Origin of the sequence: Novosphingobium umbonatum, assembly GCF_004005905.1 — a bacterium.
Lineage (GTDB): Bacteria > Pseudomonadota > Alphaproteobacteria > Sphingomonadales > Sphingomonadaceae > Novosphingobium > Novosphingobium umbonatum.
On sequence record NZ_SACO01000006.1, the window covers coordinates 65,473 to 81,275 of the forward strand.

Consider the following 15,803-nt stretch of genomic DNA (forward strand, 5'->3'; position numbering starts at 1 on the left):
GTTGTTTTGCTGGCACCTTGCGCCAGTCACAGGTAATGGCGCGTCAATCACATGCCGCTTTGGCCCATAGGGCTGAGGCTTTCGGATGGCCAAGGCGGGCGAAAAGCCTGCCGCCACAGGGCCGAATAATGAGGAAGTAAACAGATGACCGGACTGATGCAGGGCAAACGCGGCCTGATCATGGGACTGGCGAATGACAAGTCCCTGGCTTGGGGCATCGCGCAAAAGCTGCATGAGCAGGGCGCGGAACTGGCCTTTTCCTATCAGGGCGAAGCTCTGGAAAAGCGCGTACGCCCGCTGGCCGAAAGCCTTGGCAGCGATTTTCTGGTGGAATGCGATGTAGGCAATATGGAGGCGCTGGACGCCACTTTCGCCACGATCAAGGAACGTTGGGAAACCATCGATTTCATCGTCCACGCCATCGGCTTTTCCGACAAGAGCGAATTGCGCGGGCGGTTCTATGACACCAGCCTCGACAATTTCCTGCTGACCATGAACATCTCGGCCTATAGTCTGGTGGCCGTGACCAAGCGTGCGCGTGAATTGATGCCCAATGGCGGCTCGATCCTGACGCTGAGCTATTATGGCGCGGAAAAGGTTGTGCCCCATTATAACGTGATGGGCGTGGCCAAGGCGGCGCTGGAAACCAGCGTGAAATATCTGGCCAATGATTGCGGCCCCGAAAATATCCGCGTCAACGCCATTTCGGCAGGCCCGATCCGCACTTTGGCCGCCAGCGGCATTGGCGATTTCCGCTATATCCTGAAGTGGAACGAGTTGAACTCGCCGCTGCGCCGCAATGTGACGATCGAAGACGTGGGCGGCGCTGGCCTCTATCTGCTGTCCGATCTGGCCAGCGGCGTGACCGGCGAGATCCACCATGTGGACGCTGGCTACAATGTCATCGGCATGAAGCAGGAAGACGCGCCCGATATCGCGCTGAGCTAAGCCTTCCGCCTTTGGCCCCACAAAAAAGGGCGTCCCGATGGTTCGGGGCGCCCTTTTTGTTGGCCGGTCAGCCGAAAGGGATCAGAGGCGCGGGCCCTGCTGCTTGGCAGCCGCCGCTTCGGCCTCCGCCTTGGCCTTGGCTTCTGCCTTGGCCTGCTGCTCCTTGCGGGCGAAATAGGCGCGTTCGGCGTCTTCCACATCGGACTGAGTCTTGGCCGCTTCGGAATCCACCGTGGCCAGACGCTTTTCCCGCTCGGCCTCGATCATTTTGGAAAATTGCACATCGCTCGATGCCTTCTTTTCGGCATAGGCGCGGTCGATGAACTGGGCGAGGCATCCGGTCTGGCCACCCGTGCCCACCGGAGAGCAGCTTTGCGCGCCCGTCGCGCCCACGCGCTCATAGGCGATCACCTTGTTCGCCCAAGCCTCGTTCTTGGGGCCAGTCTTGTTCTCGCGGAAAGGTTCGGGGATGCGGTAACGCTCCGACTCGGCCTTGCGCGCACAAACGGTGATTTCGCTGCCCTTGCCCTCGGGGCATTTGTCATCGCCAAAGATGATGATCATATTGACCTTCTCGCCGCCCGGCGCCGTCACCGGAACGCTGGCATTCTGGGCCGCCGAATTCTGGGCCATAGCGGGCGCGGCAAACAGGACAGCAAGAGCGCTGGCGGCGAAAAGGGGGCGCAGCATGGGGATCATCCTTCAGACTTCAGGTCGAGCCAATATAGGCGCGCCAAGGCGTGAACACTAGCTGAAGCGGTGCCCGACGCGATTGGCCAATATCAAATCCGTTCCGACAATTTGATGGCGATGCGGCAACCCAGACGGATAGCCCCTGCCAGCAAAGGATAGGCAGGCGCCTCCTCGGCACCGGCGGCAAAGGCGGCATCGCGATGCTCGCGCTCATCATCACGCGCTTTCTCGATCAGGCCTGCCAGTTCGGGGTCTTCCTGCCCCAATTCTTCCAATTGCGCGGTGTAATGCTGGTCGATCACGGTTTCCACCGCCGCCGTGCAGGCCATGGCCGCCTTGGGGCCGATCAGCGCCGTCGCCGCGCCCAAAGCAAAGCCTGCCACATGCCAGATCGGCTGCATCACCGTAGGGCGCCCGCCGCGTTCGACAATCAAGCGGTCAAACCATGCGCGATGGTCCACTTCCTGCGCTTCCATCTCGCGGATTTTGGCCGATAGGGGGCTGCGATCGCCCATCACCGCCAATTGGCCGGCATAGATCCGCACCGCGCCATATTCGCCCGCCTGATCCACCCGCACCATGCGCTTCACGCGCTCGGAAACCTGCTTGCTCATTGCCCTTGCTCCTTGCGAACACCCAGCACCAGAGCAGCCAGTGCCGCCGCGCCGGACAACAGGAAATTATAGCCCGCCATGGAAATGCCCAACAGGCTCCATTGCACCACATCGCAGCGCACCACCGGCGCGGCCATGATCGCGGCCAAAGGATCGCCGCCGGAGCCAAAGGAAACCGCGCTGGTACATTCGGTCAACCCTTTCCACCAGCCATATTCCACGCCTGCGTGAAAGCCGCCAATCGCCGCCGCCACGCCCAAGGCCAGCGCCGCCAGCACCACCCAGACCTTCTTCTGTCCGCCCATCATAAAGGGCGTCAGCGCCAGACCCAGCGCGGCGGCATGGGCATAACGCTGCCACCAGCACATCTGGCACGGGGCCAATCCGCCCAGATATTGAAACGCATAGGCCCCCGCCAGCGCCGCCAAAGGCGTGGCCATGGTGATGATATGGGCTTTATCCAGAGACTTCATAGCGCCTATCTCACTTCACCTTGGCGGGCTTCACACCCCCTGCGCGGCGCAGGGTTTCCAGCGCATACCACAGCTGGAAGTCCTTGATACCCTTGGCGGTCAATTCCTCCGGCGTCAGTTTGAAGCGGGGATCGGCCTGCGCATCATTTTCCAGCTTCTTGTCATCCACGCCCTTTTCATTGACCAGATGGCGGCGCAGATCGGATTCGCGCAGCGCATTCTGGCTCCGCTTGCGCGCATCAGGGTCCGAGATTTGCGGCACGCGAATGTCCGGCTCGATGCCGCCCGCCTGCACGCTGCGGCCCGAAGGCGTGTAATAGCGCGCCGTGGTCAGCTTCACCGCATGGGCATCGTCAATCGGGATCATCGTCTGCACGCTGCCTTTGCCAAAGCTGCGCTCGCCCATGATCAGCGCGCGATGCTGGTCTTGCAAGGCACCCGCCACGATCTCGCTGGCGCTGGCCGACCCTGCATCGATCAACACCACCACCGGAAGGCCGGGCACCACATCGCCACGGAACACGGTTTCGGCGCGATAGACGATATTCTCGCCCGCCAGACGCCCGCGTTGCGACACCACATTGCCCCCGCTCAGGAACAGGTCGGACAGGGCCACCGCCTCGTCCAGTTCACCACCGGGGTTGGATCGCAGATCCAGCACCACCCCGCCCAGATGGCCCTTGGCCTCCTTGCGCAGCTTTTCGATCTGTTCGTAAACCAGACGGCCCACATCGCGGGAAAACTCATTGACGGTGATCACCGCGATCCCGCCGTCCAGCTTGCCCGACACCGGCTCCAGCGTGATGACGGCGCGGGTGACGGACAGGTCAAACGGGCCATCGCGGCCGGGGCGATAGATTGTCAAACGGATGCTGGTGCCCGGTTCGCCGCGCATTTGCGCCACGGCCTGATCCAGCTCGCCATCAACGATGAATTTTCCATCCAGATGGGTGATATAATCGCCCGCCTTCACCCCCGCCTTTTCCGCAGGGCTGCCGCGCATCGGGCTAACGACTTTGACCGCGCCATCCTCCTGCACCACCGACAGGCCAAGTCCGGCATAGCCACCATCGATCATGGTGCGCAGCCGTTCCAGACTCTGCCCCTGAAGATAGGCCGAATGCGGGTCCAGACTGGCCAGCATCCCGTCAATCGCGCCATTGACCAGCTTTTCATCATCGGTCTGGTCCACATAATGGGCCTTCACCAATTGATAGACGGTGAAAAGGCGCGAGAATTGCGGGCTGATCCGCGCATCCACCGCCGCCAGACCTGCGGTTGCCACCGGCACCATCGCCACCGCGCCCAACAGGACGCCCGCACGGGCAACAGCGGCAAGACGTGAACGCATGAACAACCTTTCAAACCAATTTCGTGGCGGCGAATCTAGCCGCGAACCAAGCATAACGCCAGATGGGCACTTTGCCCTAAAGTCTCTTGGTGCAAACGCTCTGTGGATGATTGGCTTTGAAGACAGCCTTAACGGGCGCGCAAGGGGTCAAGCGGATTCACCGGCGCGCCATCATGGCGCAATTCCAGCATGATCTGCGGCCTGCCCGCTGGCGCCATGCCCAAAGGCGATCCGGCCACCAAAGCATCGCCCACCCGCACGCTCAAGGAACCAAGGCCGGTGACGAGGCTGGTCCAGCCTGCGGGATGGTCGATAATCACGATACGGCCATAACCGGCATAGCTATCGGCAAAGGCGACGCGGCCAGCGGCAGGGGCCACCACTTGCGCCTGTCCGCGCACTTGCAGGATAATGCCCCGCCCCCCGCCAGCAGCCGCGCTATCGCCAAAGCCCGACACCAGCCTACCCGCCACCGGCAGCATGAAATCGGGCAGGACCTGCGCCGCCGCGCTCTCGGTTTCAATCGGCAGCGGAGTCTCGCCGGGGCGTTCGGGGCGTAAAACGGGACCGGAGAGGCGTGCCAACCGGTCGCGCAGGGCTGCCGCCACTTCCAGATCGCCCACCAAAGCGCCCAGATCCCGCGCCTTTTCCGCCAGAGCCAGCGCCAGTTCGGCCTCACGCTGGGCGCTGCCATTGGCCTGCCGCGCAGCCAGCCTTTGCCCCGCCTCCAGCACACCCAAAGCCTTGCGCCGCGAGGCCAGAGTCGCCACTTCGGCGCGCAGGGCCACATCGGCGGCCTGAGCCTGCGCCTGCAATTGCCGCGCGCGGGCGATTTCCACCCGCAAGGCCGCGGTGCGGCGCTGCACCTGCGGCAGCATGGTTTCCAGCAAGGCGCGCATATGCACCGTGTCGCGCAAAGTGCCCGGACGCAGCAAAGACACCACCGGCGGGCGGCGCGAGAGACGTTGCAGTGCGGCGGTCAATTCCACCAGCGGCCTTTGCTTTTGCGCCAATTGGGCACGTAAAACGGCGCGTTGCTGCTCGATCAGGCGGATCTTGGCCTCACTGGCCGCCACATCGCCCTCGGCCTGCTGGATGCGGGCGGCGATGGCGGCGGCTTCGGTGGCGGTTTTGTTGACCGCCGCCGTGGCGTTGCTGGCGCTGGCTTCCAATTGCTCGGCGCGGCGGCGGGCCTGTTCAGCCTGCCGTTTGGCATCGGCCATCTCGCGGCGAATGGTGGCGGGATCGTCCGTGGCCGCATTTTGCGCCATGGCCACGGGTGCCACCAGCCCCAGCGCCACAGCCACAAGCCAGCCCTTGCCCATGCTAGCCCGCCCGATGATAGGGATGGCCGGACAGGATCGCCGTTGCCCGCCACAATTGCTCGGCCAACATGGCGCGCGCCATCAGATGCGGCCAGGTCATCGCGCCAAAGGCGATCAACACATCGGCCTCTCCGCGTGCCACATCCCCATGGCCATCGGCGGCACCAATCACAAACCGCGCCTCGCGCACGCCATCATCGCGCCAACGGCCCAGCATGGCGGCAAATTCCTCCGAAGAGAATTGCTTGCCCCGCTCGTCCAGCAGCACGGTGCGCGCCTGCGCTGGCAAGGGGGGGATATTGCCCCCCCTGTCCGGCAGCTCGGTATGTTTGACCGCCCATGTCACCCGCTTCAAATAGCGGTCGAGCAGCTCCCCCTCGGGCGAGCGGGCAATGCGCCCCCGGGCCAGAATATGCAGCAGCATCAGGCCAGTTCCCGAATGGAATCAGGCGTTGGCCGAGGGACCGTCAAAGGCCCACATGCGCTCCAGATTGTAGAAGCTGCGCACTTCGGGGCGGAACAGATGGACCACAACGTCACCGGCGTCGATCAGCACCCAGTCCGCTGCGGGCAGACCTTCGATGCGCACATGGCCAAAACCGCCATGCTTCACGCGCTCGGCCAGCTTTTGCGCCATGGCGGCCACCTGACGGGTGGAGCGGCCCGAAGCGATCACCATATGGTCGGCGATCGAGCTTTTACCCGCCAGCGGAATCGAGAGAATCTCCTGCGCCTGATCATCGTCCAGCGATTGCAGGATCAGGGCGTGGAGCGAGCCGGGCACGCTTTCGGGAAGCGGGGTGCGCTCGGCAGAGTTAAGAGCGGCGGCCGGAAGGCCGGCCTCGGGGGCGGTAGACTGCGTCATGTAAGTCAGAACGACTCCTTTCGAATGCGGCGCCCATAGCCCAAAAGCGGCCAAGGAGCAAAAATGGCAAAGGCGGTGGGAAAATAAGCGCCAGCGGCCTTCATGCGCTGGTGCCTGTGCGCCCGCTGTGCATCGGGCCTTGTCGCCCGCCGCCAAGCGGGCGATGCGTCACCCCGTCGCGCAAGGAAGCACTTTCCAGCCGGTCGGCCCAGCCAGGATCGGCCTGCCTGATGGCGGTGGCCGAGCGGGAGTCAGGATCGAAACGCAACAGCACCAGACTTGGCGCGCTCCATCCTTCCGGCCTGCGCATGGCGGCCAAGGGCCGCCGGAATCGGCCCAGCCACGCCATCGCCGGGGCGACGATAGCCTCTCCATCATAGCCGGGACGGGCAATAACCGCAATCGGCATGGCACGGGCAATATCGCGCCACCTGTGCCATTGGTGGAACTGGGCCAGATTATCGGCCCCCATGATCCACACAAACGCCCGCTTGTTGTAGCGTCGGCGCAAGGCGGCCAGCGAGTCCACCGTATAGCGCGTGCCCAATTCCCGCTCCACCGCGCTGACCCGAATGGGCGCGCGGCGAGATTGGGCCATGGCCGAGGCAAAGCGGGCGGGCAAAGGCGCCATGCCCGCCTTGGGTTTCAACGGGTTGCCGGGCGAAACCAGCCACCATACCTCGTCCAATCCCAAGGCTTTGGCCACAAACAGGCTGATCTGGCGATGGCCGCCATGGGCAGGGTTGAAACTGCCCCCCAGCAGGCCGATGCGGCGCGGCGATGAAATCAGGGTCGCACCTGACCTGTGCCGCGCACCTGCCATTTGTAAGTGGTCAGGCCTTCCAGCGCCACCGGACCCCGTGCATGCAACCGCCCCGTGGCAATGCCGATTTCCGCGCCCAGACCAAATTCGCCACCATCGGCAAACTGGCTGGAGGCATTGACCATCACAATCGCCGAATCGACGCGGTTGAGGAAAGTCTCGGCCACGGCTTCATCGCCGGTGATGATCGCATCGGTGTGATGGCTGGAATGGCGGGCGATGTGATCGAGCGCCTGCTCCAGCCCGTCCACCACAGCGACCGACAGGATCGCGTCGAGATATTCGGTATCCCAATCTTCCGCCGTGGCAGTCAGGATGCGCGGGTCGAGCGCCTGCGCCCGCGCGTCGCCACGCAATTCGCAGCCCTTGTCCAGCAAAGCCTGTACCACGGCCACGCTGCCGGGGAAGGCCGCATCCAGCAGCAGCGTTTCCATCGAACCGCAAATGCCGGTGCGGCGCAGCTTGGCATTGACCGCGATGGACAGCGCCATGTCCACGTCGGCGGCGGCATGGATATAGGTGTGGCAAATGCCGTCCAGATGCGCCAGCACCGGCACGCGGGCGTCATTCTGCACCCGCTCCACCAGACTCTTGCCCCCGCGCGGCACGATCATGTCGATCAGGCCTGCCGCGGTCAGCATCGCACCCACAGCGGCACGGTCCTGCGTGGGGATCAATTGCACGGCATCGGCAGGAATGCCCACCGACTCCAGCCCCTGCACCATGGCGGCGTGGATCGCGCGGTTGGAATGCACCGCCTCGCTGCCACCACGCAGCAACACCGCATTGCCCGAACGCAGGCAGAGAGCGGCGGCGTCTGCGGTCACATTGGGGCGGCTTTCATAAATGATCCCGATCAGGCCGATCGGCACGCGCACGCGCGAGAGTTGCAGGCCATTGGGGCGGCTGTCACTGCTGATCACCTCACCCACCGGATCGGTCAGATGCGCCACCGCCTCCACCGCATCGGCAATACCGGCCAAACGGCCAGCATCCAGCCGCAAACGGTCCAGCATCGCGCCCGACAGGCCACGCGCTTCACCGGCGGCCACATCCTGCGCATTGGCGGCCAGAATCGCTGGTTCGGCGCTGCGCAAAGCAGCGGCGGCAGCGATCAGGCCTTGCGCCTTTTGTTCGCTGGACAGGCGAGCCAGTTCGATCTGGGCGGCGCGGGCGGCGCGGGCCAAACCGGCCACCAGCTCTTGCGGAGACAGGCTCTGGGCGGATTCAAGCGTTTGCGTATCAGTCATAATGCGTGGCGCTTTAGCACATAGGCCGCATGAGTGTCAGCCATAAGCGGAAGCGCGTCGCGTTTTTCGCGAATCCGGCGAAATACCTATAAACCCGCGTCTATTGCTTCAGCAAAAGATTCCCGCCACCTTGCTCAATCCATCGCACAGAGCCACCAGTTCAGCGCTAATTCCCCCCCCGGATTCGCCAGAACCCCATGCCGATGCTAGGCGCGCCGTCCGAAAGGGGTTCCATCGGGGTCGTGCCAATCCAATCCATCCGCGCCATGCGGGAGAAGCTTGCCAACTGGTTCCCCGACCGTGAATTTTTCATGCGGTCGCAGGGGCAGGTTCGCTTTATCCGCGTTTCATCCCGACTGCAAAAGCGGGTGGCCGCAGGCGTGGTGGGCGTGGCGCTGGCCTGGGTTTTGTCGATCGCCGGCATGGCCTTTTGGCAATGGCATCAGGCGCCCGACAATGCCGCGCTGCTCAAGCGACAGGCCAAGGTGGAAACCGCCGAAAACCGCGTGGCCGCCTATCGCAAGGGCGTGGGCGATGTGGCGCAGGATCTGGCGCGGCGGCAGGATTTCATCGAAAAGATGGTGCAGGCCCATCTGGGTGAATTGCCCAAGGACCAGCGCGCAGGCGAAACCGTCAGCAACAGCCAGAGCGAAGCGGCGCAAACCGTCCACAAAATCAGCGCGGCGATTCCCGAAGCCGCAGGCCTGGCCCAGATGGAAGCGCGGCAATTGGCCTTCGTCGAATCGCTCACCCGCTATGCCGACCGCAAGGCCAATGAGGATGCGGGGCGGATGCGGCGCATGGGGATCAACCCCGATGTGATGCTGGCGGCGGTGGGGCGGTCAGAGATTCGGGGTGAAGCCATGGGCGGCCCGCTGCTGCCTTTGTTCACCGGCCGCGATGGCGGGTTGGACCCGCGCTTTGCCCGCCTTGGGGCCAGCCTTGCGCGGATGAGCGCCTTGCAGCTGGGCCTGTCGCGCCTGCCGCAAGTCTTGCCCGCAAATCTCTCTTTCCTCTCCTCCGGCTTTGGCTATCGGCTTGATCCTTTCACGCGGTCTGGCTCTTTCCATCCCGGCCTCGATTTCCGCGGGCCGATTGGCGCGCCGATCTTTGCCGCTGCCCCCGGTCGCATCACTTTTGCCGCGCGCAAGGCGGGCTATGGCAATTGTGTCGAGATCACCCATGCCGATGGCCTCATCACCCGCTATGCCCATATGTCGGCCTTCCGCGCCCGTCTGGGCCAGTCGGTCGGCGCAGGCCAGATGATCGGCGCGATTGGCAGCACGGGCCGCTCCACCGGCCCCCATTTGCATTTTGAAGTGCGCGTGCATGACCGCGCCATCAACCCACGACCCTTTCTGGAGGCGATTGCCCATGTTTCAGAAGAAAACCGCGCCAACCCCACGGCCAATGACTGATTCGATGGGCGGGGCTTCCACCTTTTCCGTGCTGGGCGCCGATCTGGTGGTGAAGGGCGATCTGACCGCGCAGGCCGATCTGCATATCGACGGGCGGGTCGAAGGCGACATCACCTGCGCCGCGCTGGTGCAGGGCGAATCGAGCGAAATTATCGGCGAGATACGCGCCGATCAGGCCCGACTGGCCGGTGTCCTGCGCGGCAGCATCACCGGCGGCGATGTGGTGATCCAGCGCAGCGCCCGCATTTATGGCGATGTGCATTATGACACGCTGACCATCGAGCAGGGCGCGGTGGTCGAAGGCCGCTTTGCCCAGCGTTCCGCCGCCCAGCCACCGGTGCAGATCGAGGGCGAGTCGCGACTCGTCACCACCTGACCTGCTGAAACACAAAAGGGCCGCTTCCTTGCACGGGAAGCGGCCCTTTGTTTTGCGCGGTCTGGAAGGCTTAGTTGCCCTCGGCAGCCTCGGCGGCGCGCTTGGCGGCCAGCCATGCGGCGGCTTCGGCTTCCTGCGCAGCTTCGCTGGCAGCCTTGCTCTGCGCCTCACGGGCGGCGCGCAGTTCCTCGATCAACGCCTCACGGTCGCTGCCCAGACGCTGCGAATTTTCGTTATCCCACTCTTCCTGATTGCGGCCCTTGGCAGCCTTGGCCACCATCGCATCCAGTTCGCGCTGCGAACAAAGGCCCAGAGTCACCGGATCCTTGGGCGTGATATTGGCGATGTTCCAATGGCTGCGGTCGCGGATCGCGGCAATCGTGGTGCGGGTGGTGCCGATCAGCTTGCCCACTTGCGCATCGCTCACCTCAGGGTGGTTGCGCAGGATCCAGGCGATGCCATCGGGCTTGTCCTGACGCTTGGACACGGGCGTATAGCGCGGGCCCTTGGTGCGGCTGACCGTGACGGGCGCCTTGTGCATCTTCAGGCGATAGGCCGGATCAGCCTGACCCTTTTCGATTTCCGCGCCGGTCAATTCGCCCGAACGCAGCGGATCGCGACCCGTATATTTCGCGCTGGTCAGATCGTCGGCCATCGCCTGCACTTCCAACATATGCAGACCGCAGAAATCGGCAATCTGTTCAAAGGTCAGCGCGGTATTGTCGACAAGCCACGAGGCCGTCGCATGCGGCATCAGCGGGGTGGGCTGGGTCACGGGTGTTCTCCGAGGCTATCTTGGGCGGGAAACCGCCGGAATTGGGCAGATAACGAAAAGGGCCGCCCCTCACGGAGCGGCCTTACCATCGGTCGCTATACGCCCGAACCAGAAGATAGGCAAGAGATTGCGCAAAATCGGGCGCATTTCCCCGCGCCCCGATCCATTTACGCCATAGGAATATAGCCCGACACCTGCGCCACCCGGTCCAGCCAGCGCGACAAAGCCGGATAATCGCCCAGCGCAAAGCCCCCCGCCTCGGCCACATGGGTATAGGCGTAAAGCGCGATATCGGCCAAAGTGATGCTGTCACCGACAAACCAGTCCTGACGCGCCAGATGCTCGTCCATCAGGCGCAAGGCGGCGTCGCCATTGGCGCGCTTGGCGGGGATCATCGCCTGTTGCTCGGGCGAGAGATTCGGCTCGCCAATATGCGAGAGCCAGAAGCGCAAAGTGGCGACATTGGGTTCGTGGTTATATTGTTCAAAGAACATCCAGCGCAGCATATCGGCCTGCGCAAAGCGATCCTTGGGGATCAGATCGGAGCCGTCAGCCAGATACCAGCAGGCGGCATTGCTTTCTGGCAGAAAGCGCTTGGCTTCGCCCGTCGTGATTTCCAGCACCGGAATGCGGCCATTGGCATTGACCTGCGCCAGAAATTCCGGCGTGCGCGTCTCGCCCTTCAGAATGTCGTAAAAACGCCGCTCCACCGGCAGGCCCAGCAAGGCGGCGGTCAGGCGGATCTTGTAGCAATTGCCGCTGAAAGGGTCCTCATGCAGCAGATAGGATTCTTGGGTCACGGCGGCTCCTTTTACCATTCCAGCACGATCTTGCCGATGTGGTTGCCCGCTTCCATCCGTTGATGCGCGTAGGCGACCTGATCGGCCGGAAAGACCTGATCCATAACGGGACGCAATTCGCCATCCTCGACCAGGGGCCAGACATGGGTGGCAATTTCCTGCGCCAACAGCGTCTTGAACGTATTGGACCGCGCGCGCAGCGTCGATCCGGTCAGCGTCAACCGCCGTGCCATCACCTGCCACATGGGGATTTCCGCCTTGGCCCCGCCCTGCACCGCAATGGTCACATGGCGGCCATCATCGGCCAGACATTGCAGATTGCGCGCCACATAGGGCCCCGCCACCATATCCAGCACCAGATGCACACCTTCGCCACCGGTGATGCGCTTGACCTCTTCGACAAAATCCTGCGCGCGATAGTCAATGGCGTGATCGGCACCAATCTCCAATGCCTTGGCGCATTTGTCAGGCCCGCCGCAGGTGACAATCACCTCCAGTCCAAAAGCCTTGCCCAGCATGATCGCCATCGTGCCAATGCCGCTGGTGCCGCCATGAACCAGAATCCGTTCGCCATCGCAGGCCCAGCCGCGTTCGAACACATTGTGCCAGACGGTGAACAGGGTTTCGGGCAAAGCCGCTGCTTGCGCTAAAGGCATATCCGCCGGCACCGGCAGGCAGACCCCCGCCTCGGCCAGACAATATTGCGCATAGCCCCCGCCATTGACCAAGGCGCAAACCTGCTGGCCCAACAGATTGGGATCGGCGCCCTCGCCCAGGGCCACCACCTCGCCCGCGATTTCCAGCCCCAGAATCGGGGAATGCCCCTTGGGCGCGGGATATTGGCCCAGACGCTGAATAATGTCGGGACGATTCACACCCGATGCCGCCACTTTGACCAGCACCTGTCCCGGGCCGGGCATAGGCACAGGCTGCGACTCGCAGCGCAAGACCTCCACCCCGCCTGCCCCTTCGCAAAGAATGGCCTGCATCATTTCCGGAAGAACATGCGTCATCGACCGTCCCATCACCCTGCCCCGCATTACTGCAATGCAACTTCGCACCTGCGGAGTAATCGTGCAACCGGTTGACAGCAAGCCCAAGGCAAAGGATGTTGTTGTTTATGGATGACTCCGAAGTCCCCTTATCGCGACATGGCGGGCCCAAAGATGCCGCAGCCACACTCGCGCAGGAAAATCTCGAGCGTTACTCGCTGGATGAATTGGCGCAGCGGATTGCATTGCTGGAGGCCGAAATCGCAAGGGTGAAATCCCATCGGGACAAGGCCGCGGCGCATCGTTTGGCCGCCGAAGCTTTCTTTCGGCCCAAGGGCGGGGGTGGCGATCAGGCATGAAATTCTTAATCCCGACCAATATGGCCCAAAGCACCCCTCGTAAAATTTCAGGGGGCCGCCATATAGGTTGGGTTAACGCTGTTTCGCCATACATTGGCAGGACCTCGCGCCTGATGATGCTGGCAAACAGGCCTGGCCAGCAGGCATGGTGCAATCCATTGTTTGACAGCCTGATGGTCTTTGCACTTTAATCCTTCCTCGAACGCCGCCCATCCCACTCCTCCAGCGTCGCCCAAACCGGTTTTACCCCTCAGCGAAAGCGCCAAGCATGCCCAGTTTCGCCCAGAGCCTTGAAAAAACCCTCCATGCCGCGCTCGGCCATGCGTCGGAACGCAGCCATGAATATGCCACGCTGGAGCATTTGCTGCTGGCCTTGATCGACGATGCGGATGCGGCGCAGGTGATGACCGCCTGCGGGGTGGAGCTGGGCGATCTGGCCGAGGCGGTGAAGCAATATCTGGATCAGGAATACCAGAGCCTGAAAACCAAGGAAAAGGGCGACCCCGCCCCCACCGCTGGTTTCCAGCGGGTGATCCAGCGCGCGATCCTGCATGTGCAATCCAGCGGCAAGGATACCGTTACCGGCGCCAATGTGCTGGTGGCCCTGTTCTCCGAACGCGATTCCTATGCGGTCTATTTCCTGCAACAACAGGATATGAGCCGGTTGGACGCGGTGTCCTTTATCAGCCATGGCATTGGCAAGGGCGGGCGCAAGATCGAGGACAAGAGCCCCAAGGGTTCCGATTCCGATACCCCGCATCACGAGGAAAAGCAGGAAACCAAGTCCAGCAGCAATGCGGGCAACAAAAAGGATTCCGCGCTCGACCAGTTCACGGTCAACCTCAATGAAAAGGCGCTGGGTGGCAAGGTCGATCCGCTGATCGGTCGCGGACCGGAAGTGGATCGCACGATCCAGATCCTGTGCCGCCGCTCGAAAAACAACCCGCTCTATGTGGGTGATCCGGGCGTGGGCAAGACGGCGATTGCCGAAGGTCTGGCGCGCAAGATCGTCGAAGGCGAAGTGCCCGAAGTGCTCTCGCAGGCGGTGATCTATTCGCTGGATATGGGCAGCCTGCTGGCTGGCACCCGCTATCGCGGCGATTTTGAAGAGCGGCTGAAGCAGGTGGTGTCCGAGCTGGAAAAGCTGCCCCATGCGGTGCTGTTCATCGATGAAATCCACACCGTGATCGGCGCTGGCGCCACCAGCGGCGGGGCGATGGATGCCTCGAACCTGCTCAAGCCCGCACTGTCGGGCGGCACGATCCGCTGCATCGGCTCGACCACGTATAAGGAATTCCGCAATCACTTCGAAAAGGACCGCGCCCTGTTGCGCCGGTTCCAGAAGATCGATGTGAACGAGCCGACCATCGAGGATACGATCAAGATCCTCAAAGGTCTGCGCACCGCGTTTGAAGACCATCACAAGGTAAAATATACATTCGGCGCGATCAAGTCGGCGGTGGAGCTCTCCGCGCGCTACATCAATGACCGCAAGCTGCCCGACAAAGCGATCGACGTGATCGACGAAGTGGGCGCAATGCAGATGCTGGTGCCGCCTTCGAAGCGGAAAAAGACCATCACCGAACGCGAGATCGAAGCTGTGATCGCCACTATGGCGCGCATCCCGCCCAAATCGGTCAGCAAGGATGACCGCAGCGTGCTGGAATATCTGGAACGCGATCTCAAGCGCCAGGTGTTCGGTCAGGACAAGGCGATCGAAGTCCTGTCCTCGGCGATGAAGCTGAGCCGTGCGGGCCTGCGCGATCCGGACAAGCCGATTGGCTGCTTCCTCTTCTCCGGCCCCACCGGCGTCGGCAAGACCGAAGTGTCCAAGCGCCTGTCGGAAATCATGGGCATTCCGCTGCAACGCTTTGATATGTCCGAATATATGGAGCGTCATTCGATCAGCCGCCTGATCGGTGCCCCTCCGGGCTATGTCGGCTATGATCAGGGCGGGTTGCTGACCGATGCGATTGACCAGAATCCGCATTGCGTGCTGCTGCTGGACGAAATCGAAAAGGCCCATCCCGACCTGTTCAACATCCTGTTGCAGGTGATGGACAATGGCCGCCTGACCGATCACCACGGCAAGACGGTGGATTTCCGCAATGTGATCCTGATCATGACCACCAATGCCGGTGCGTCGGATATGGCGCGCAACGGGATCGGCTTTGGCGATACGTCCAAGGCGGATGCCGGGGATGAAGCGGTCAAGAACCTGTTCACACCCGAATTCCGCAACCGTCTGGATGCCATCGTGCCCTTCGCCTATCTGGGCAAGGACGTGGTCAGCCGCGTGGTCGACAAGTTCATCCTGCAACTCGAACTGCAACTGGCCGACCAGAATGTGCATATCCAGTTTGACGCCACCGCGCGCGAATGGCTGGGTGATCGCGGTTATGACCGGCTCTATGGTGCGCGCCCGATGTCGCGCCTCATTCAGGAAAAGGTCAAGCAACCGCTGGCCGAGGAACTGTTGTTCGGCAAGCTGGCCCATGGCGGCGAGGTCAATGTTACCACCAAGGATGGCGAGAATGGCCAGACCGAACTGAGCTTCCAACTGACCCCCGCCGCGCCCAAGCTGGACAAAAAGGCCGGCAAGGGAAAAGGCAAGGCGGCGGCCGAACCCAGCGGTTCGGAGCCGGATCTGAACGAGGGCGGCGAATAAGCCCAACACGTAAAAGACAAAAAGGGCGTCGTTCCAAACCGGAACGGCGCCCTTTTTGATGCGCGTCAAAGGC

At 62.7% G+C, this 15,803-nt stretch carries 17 protein-coding genes; 5 read left to right on the forward strand and 12 right to left on the reverse strand.

The genetic code is table 11. The annotated features are described in order from the left end of the window. The first annotated feature begins 144 nt into the window (after positions 1–144). On the forward strand, positions 145–948 hold the full coding sequence (fabI, locus tag EOE18_RS09600) for an enoyl-ACP reductase FabI (RefSeq protein WP_127708876.1): 804 nt from the start codon (positions 145–147) through the stop codon (positions 946–948). Between the two features lie 81 nt (positions 949–1,029). On the opposite strand, the gene EOE18_RS09605 is transcribed toward fabI, so the two are convergent. From EOE18_RS09605 to EOE18_RS09645, 9 genes are all read right to left on the reverse strand, one after another. Beyond that, a complete protein-coding gene (locus EOE18_RS09605) occupies positions 1,030–1,638 on the reverse strand; it encodes a hypothetical protein (protein ID WP_127708878.1) in 609 nt (202 codons plus the stop codon). A 92-nt stretch (positions 1,639–1,730) separates the two neighbouring features. Then, the gene (locus EOE18_RS09610; protein ID WP_127708880.1) at positions 1,731–2,255 is read right to left on the reverse strand and encodes a demethoxyubiquinone hydroxylase family protein; all 525 of its coding nucleotides are present in this window, start codon (positions 2,253–2,255) and stop codon (positions 1,731–1,733) included. Beyond that, the gene (locus tag EOE18_RS09615) at positions 2,252–2,728 is read right to left on the reverse strand and encodes a disulfide bond formation protein B (protein WP_127708882.1); all 477 of its coding nucleotides are present in this window, start codon (positions 2,726–2,728) and stop codon (positions 2,252–2,254) included. The genes EOE18_RS09610 and EOE18_RS09615 overlap by 4 nt, the downstream gene beginning before the upstream one ends. A 10-nt stretch (positions 2,729–2,738) precedes the next feature. Continuing rightward, on the reverse strand, positions 2,739–4,079 hold the full coding sequence (locus EOE18_RS09620) for a S41 family peptidase (RefSeq protein ID WP_127708884.1): 1,341 nt from the start codon (positions 4,077–4,079) through the stop codon (positions 2,739–2,741). 128 nt (positions 4,080–4,207) lie between these two features. Further along, entirely contained in the window at positions 4,208–5,404 is a 1,197-nt protein-coding gene (locus EOE18_RS09625; RefSeq protein ID WP_246027366.1) for a murein hydrolase activator EnvC family protein, read from the reverse strand. Between the two features lies 1 nt (position 5,405). Further along, positions 5,406–5,828, reverse strand: coding sequence for a 23S rRNA (pseudouridine(1915)-N(3))-methyltransferase RlmH (locus EOE18_RS09630; RefSeq protein WP_127708886.1), 423 nt, complete (start codon positions 5,826–5,828; stop codon positions 5,406–5,408). Between the two features lie 21 nt (positions 5,829–5,849). Further along, positions 5,850–6,269 carry a ribosome silencing factor gene (gene rsfS, locus EOE18_RS09635; RefSeq protein WP_127708888.1) on the reverse strand — a complete coding sequence of 140 codons (420 nt, stop codon included), beginning with the start codon at positions 6,267–6,269 and terminating at the stop codon, positions 5,850–5,852. Positions 6,270–6,369: 100 nt separating this feature from the next. Further along, positions 6,370–7,092 carry a nicotinate-nucleotide adenylyltransferase gene (locus EOE18_RS09640; protein ID WP_127708890.1) on the reverse strand — a complete coding sequence of 241 codons (723 nt, stop codon included), beginning with the start codon at positions 7,090–7,092 and terminating at the stop codon, positions 6,370–6,372. After that, complete coding sequence (locus EOE18_RS09645) at positions 7,056–8,342, reverse strand: glutamate-5-semialdehyde dehydrogenase (protein WP_127708892.1); 1,287 nt, start codon at positions 8,340–8,342, stop codon at positions 7,056–7,058. The genes EOE18_RS09640 and EOE18_RS09645 overlap by 37 nt, the downstream gene beginning before the upstream one ends. A 242-nt stretch (positions 8,343–8,584) precedes the next feature. On the opposite strand from EOE18_RS09645, the gene EOE18_RS09650 reads away from it, so the two are divergent. Then, positions 8,585–9,760: a M23 family metallopeptidase gene (locus EOE18_RS09650; RefSeq protein ID WP_342772656.1), complete on the forward strand. Its 1,176-nt coding sequence runs from the start codon at positions 8,585–8,587 to the stop codon at positions 9,758–9,760. Continuing rightward, a complete protein-coding gene (locus tag EOE18_RS09655; protein ID WP_246027367.1) occupies positions 9,753–10,136 on the forward strand; it encodes a bactofilin family protein in 384 nt (127 codons plus the stop codon). Before EOE18_RS09650 ends, EOE18_RS09655 begins: the two co-directional genes overlap by 8 nt. 70 nt (positions 10,137–10,206) lie before the next feature. On the opposite strand, the gene EOE18_RS09660 is transcribed toward EOE18_RS09655, so the two are convergent. From EOE18_RS09660 to EOE18_RS09670, 3 genes are all read right to left on the reverse strand, one after another. After that, positions 10,207–10,911: a DUF1013 domain-containing protein gene (locus EOE18_RS09660; protein ID WP_127708894.1), complete on the reverse strand. Its 705-nt coding sequence runs from the start codon at positions 10,909–10,911 to the stop codon at positions 10,207–10,209. 167 nt (positions 10,912–11,078) lie between these two features. Further along, positions 11,079–11,711: a glutathione S-transferase family protein gene (locus tag EOE18_RS09665; protein ID WP_246027368.1), complete on the reverse strand. Its 633-nt coding sequence runs from the start codon at positions 11,709–11,711 to the stop codon at positions 11,079–11,081. 11 nt (positions 11,712–11,722) lie between these two features. Beyond that, positions 11,723–12,724 (reverse strand): NAD(P)H-quinone oxidoreductase, encoded by a 1,002-nt coding sequence (locus EOE18_RS09670; protein WP_127708898.1) that lies wholly within the window; start codon positions 12,722–12,724, stop codon positions 11,723–11,725. Between the two features lie 107 nt (positions 12,725–12,831). On the opposite strand from EOE18_RS09670, the gene EOE18_RS09675 reads away from it, so the two are divergent. Together EOE18_RS09675 and clpA are read left to right on the forward strand one after the other, a co-directional pair. Then, positions 12,832–13,062: a DUF1192 domain-containing protein gene (locus EOE18_RS09675; RefSeq protein ID WP_127708900.1), complete on the forward strand. Its 231-nt coding sequence runs from the start codon at positions 12,832–12,834 to the stop codon at positions 13,060–13,062. A 268-nt stretch (positions 13,063–13,330) separates the two neighbouring features. Then, the gene (clpA, locus tag EOE18_RS09680; protein ID WP_127708902.1) at positions 13,331–15,730 is read left to right on the forward strand and encodes an ATP-dependent Clp protease ATP-binding subunit ClpA; all 2,400 of its coding nucleotides are present in this window, start codon (positions 13,331–13,333) and stop codon (positions 15,728–15,730) included. Positions 15,731–15,803 lie beyond the last annotated feature (73 nt).

What these genes read in the sequence shown, in the direction of transcription:
- EOE18_RS09670 (WP_127708898.1), bottom strand. Translation starts at nt 12,724, where the DNA reads ATGACGCATGTTCTTCCGGAAATGATGCAGGCCATTCTTTGCGAAGGG.
- EOE18_RS09625 (WP_246027366.1), bottom strand. Translation starts at nt 5,404, where the DNA reads ATGGGCAAGGGCTGGCTTGTGGCTGTGGCGCTGGGGCTGGTGGCACCC.
- EOE18_RS09640 (WP_127708890.1), bottom strand. Translation starts at nt 7,092, where the DNA reads ATGGCAGGTGCGCGGCACAGGTCAGGTGCGACCCTGATTTCATCGCCG.
- rsfS (WP_127708888.1), bottom strand. Translation starts at nt 6,269, where the DNA reads ATGACGCAGTCTACCGCCCCCGAGGCCGGCCTTCCGGCCGCCGCTCTT.
- EOE18_RS09655 (WP_246027367.1), top strand. Translation starts at nt 9,753, where the DNA reads ATGACTGATTCGATGGGCGGGGCTTCCACCTTTTCCGTGCTGGGCGCC.
- EOE18_RS09645 (WP_127708892.1), bottom strand. Translation starts at nt 8,342, where the DNA reads ATGACTGATACGCAAACGCTTGAATCCGCCCAGAGCCTGTCTCCGCAA.
- EOE18_RS09620 (WP_127708884.1), bottom strand. Translation starts at nt 4,079, where the DNA reads ATGCGTTCACGTCTTGCCGCTGTTGCCCGTGCGGGCGTCCTGTTGGGC.
- clpA (WP_127708902.1), top strand. Translation starts at nt 13,331, where the DNA reads ATGCCCAGTTTCGCCCAGAGCCTTGAAAAAACCCTCCATGCCGCGCTC.
- fabI (WP_127708876.1), top strand. Translation starts at nt 145, where the DNA reads ATGACCGGACTGATGCAGGGCAAACGCGGCCTGATCATGGGACTGGCG.
- EOE18_RS09630 (WP_127708886.1), bottom strand. Translation starts at nt 5,828, where the DNA reads ATGCTGCTGCATATTCTGGCCCGGGGGCGCATTGCCCGCTCGCCCGAG.
- EOE18_RS09610 (WP_127708880.1), bottom strand. Translation starts at nt 2,255, where the DNA reads ATGAGCAAGCAGGTTTCCGAGCGCGTGAAGCGCATGGTGCGGGTGGAT.
- EOE18_RS09615 (WP_127708882.1), bottom strand. Translation starts at nt 2,728, where the DNA reads ATGAAGTCTCTGGATAAAGCCCATATCATCACCATGGCCACGCCTTTG.
- EOE18_RS09675 (WP_127708900.1), top strand. Translation starts at nt 12,832, where the DNA reads ATGGATGACTCCGAAGTCCCCTTATCGCGACATGGCGGGCCCAAAGAT.
- EOE18_RS09605 (WP_127708878.1), bottom strand. Translation starts at nt 1,638, where the DNA reads ATGCTGCGCCCCCTTTTCGCCGCCAGCGCTCTTGCTGTCCTGTTTGCC.